This is a genomic window from Pelistega indica (assembly GCF_000506865.1).
Taxonomy (GTDB): Bacteria; Pseudomonadota; Gammaproteobacteria; order Burkholderiales; family Burkholderiaceae_B; genus Taylorella; species Taylorella indica.
The window spans coordinates 1-1039 of sequence record NZ_AYSV01000050.1; the positions used below are offsets into that span (position 1 = coordinate 1).

The following is a 1039-nucleotide window of genomic DNA, read 5'->3' on the forward strand; positions in this document are numbered from 1 at the left end:
ATCCATAACGTTCTCGCCATTGTAGAATGTGGCAGAAGAATGCCATGTTGACGGCATAACTCTTGAACAGGGTGCCTGCCTCGGCTTGTTTAAGAATGTTGATAATTTGGCTTTCGCTAGTACGTTTACTCATGGTAAAACTCCTTTGAAATAAGTTTACGGTAACGTTCAAAAAAGTTCTACTTTCTTGTTGTCTTAATTTAGGGGATGGTTACACATTGAGTAAAGCATTAGGACAAGCTGTTGTGGTAGAGAATAAAGCAGGCGCATCAGGAAATATTGCTGTTCAACAACTTTTACGCTCTAAACCAGATGGTTATACATTACTAATGCAATATTCAGGTTTCCATATAATTACTCCTCATTTTATGAAAGTAACTTGGGATCCTATAAAAGATTTCACGCCTATTGCTCAAATTGTTTCTGCTCCACAAATTTTAGTTGTAAAAAAAGATTTACCAGTAAAATCTATGCAAGAATTAATTGATTATGCGAAAAAAATCCAGGCAAATTAAACTATGGTTCTAGTGGAAATGGATCTCTACATCATGTTAGCGCAGAAATGTTAAATTATATTGCAGGTATTAAGACAGTAAGTATTGCTGGTCCTGCGTTAACAGATTTATTAGCTGGAAATATTGATTTTTTGTTTACAACGCCACCACTAATACAGCATATTGAGGCTGGAACTATTAAACCGTTAGTGGTTACGTCAAAAAACGGATAAATTCGTTGCCAAATGTTCCTTCATCCCCAGAAGTTGGTTTAACAGATTTACAGATTTCATCATGGTTTTCTTTATATGCACAGAAAGATATTCCAAAGGATATGTATGACCCCCATTTTTAGGAACACCTTTTAGTGGAATGATATGGATTTTAAGCCGCTTTAAGTCGCGGGGGTACACCTCCTATAGCCATGTTAGGCCGTACGTTATTATACTGCCATTGCCATTGGGTGACTAGCAACTCAGCTTGCTCCAATGAGTCAAAGATATAACATATTTAAAAGCTCCTCCCTGACAGTTCGSTKAAACTGA

At 36.7% G+C, this 1039-nt stretch carries 1 protein-coding gene and 1 pseudogene; one reads left to right on the forward strand and one right to left on the reverse strand.

The genetic code is table 11. The features are described 5' to 3' along the window. The first annotated feature begins 245 nt into the window (after window positions 1–245). A pseudogene (locus tag V757_RS27895) lies at window positions 246–727 on the forward strand (Bug family tripartite tricarboxylate transporter substrate binding protein). A 151-nt stretch (window positions 728–878) separates the two neighbouring features. Here the strand turns inward: V757_RS27895 and V757_RS29135 are convergent. Continuing rightward, on the reverse strand, window positions 879–983 hold the full coding sequence (locus tag V757_RS29135; protein ID WP_162146562.1) for an integrase core domain-containing protein: 105 nt from the start codon (window positions 981–983) through the stop codon (window positions 879–881). Between the last annotated feature and the right edge of the window lie 56 nt (window positions 984–1039).